Annotated in this window: 1 protein-coding gene; it reads left to right on the forward strand. The window is 68.6% G+C overall.

All coding sequences use genetic code 11. From position 1 onward, the window contains the following. On the forward strand, positions 1 to 621 hold a 621-nt coding region (locus tag FV217_RS22480), incomplete at both ends, for a radical SAM protein (RefSeq protein WP_147821855.1).

Below are 621 nucleotides of genomic sequence, written 5' to 3' on the forward strand. Positions count from 1 at the left end.
CCCGGCCGAGACCCGGCGCGGCCGCGGCGCGACGGCCAATCCCGACGGCCGGTTCGAGCGCGCCCATCGCGAGGCGTTCGATGATGGCTGGGATGCGCACCAGGACGCGCATAACATGCTGGCCACGTCGCGCACCGTGGTCGGCATCGAGACGGCCCGGACGCTGATCACGTACAACACCTCGCCGGACATCGGATTCGACCGGTCGATCAATCCCTATCGCGGCTGCGAGCACGGCTGCATCTACTGCTTCGCACGGCCGAACCACGCCTATGTCGGGCTCTCGCCCGGACTCGACTTCGAGACCCGGCTTTTTGCGAAATCCAATGCCGTGGCTGCCCTGAAGCATGATCTCGCTCGACCGGGTTATGCGCCCCGCACCATCGCTCTCGGCACCGCCACCGACCCCTACCAGCCGATCGAGCGGGAGCACCGCCTCACCCGCGGTGTGCTCGAGGTGCTCGCCCGCTGGCGCCATCCCGTTGGAATTGTGACGAAATCGAGCCTCGTCCTGCGCGACCGCGACATCCTCGCCCGCATGGCGGCGGACGGGCTGGTGAAGGTCGCGATCTCTCTCACCACCCTCGACCCCACCCTCGCCCGCCGCCATGCGGGCGAGGA

This window comes from Methylobacterium sp. WL9 (assembly GCF_008040035.1).
In the GTDB taxonomy this organism is placed as follows: Bacteria; Pseudomonadota; Alphaproteobacteria; order Rhizobiales; family Beijerinckiaceae; genus Methylobacterium; species Methylobacterium thuringiense.